General features: G+C 56.3%; 1 protein-coding gene. It reads right to left on the bottom strand.

The window, feature by feature from the left end:
• On the bottom strand, positions 1 to 293 hold a 293-nt coding region (locus tag ACYQ78_RS39425; RefSeq protein ID WP_459806109.1), incomplete at both ends, for a chlorophyll a/b-binding protein.

The raw sequence follows: 293 nt of genomic DNA, 5'->3' as shown, positions 1-293 counted from the left end.
GGAGCAGTGCACCGCTTGACTCCAAAGTCTCCAGCATACGCAGCACTTCCTGGGGTCTGTTCCTGGGAGACCTCGCAGAAAGCCATGTAGGCCAAGATCTGACCCCATCCTGCGGCTGGGACCTTTGAGATGGCAGCCAAACCATTAGGCACATCGGCGAACTTCAAACCGGCGGATGGAGATAAGTAGCCAGGGAATTTGCCAGTGATCTCTGGGGTGATGTATCCCATGGTGGCCAACATCGAAATGCGACCATGCTTGATCTCGGTGGCGCGACGTCGCTTGAAGTCCTC

The organism is Herbidospora sp. RD11066 (genome assembly GCF_054661255.1).
The sequence above is the reverse complement of the archived record's forward strand: the minus strand, read 5'-3'. Positions and strand labels throughout refer to the sequence as shown.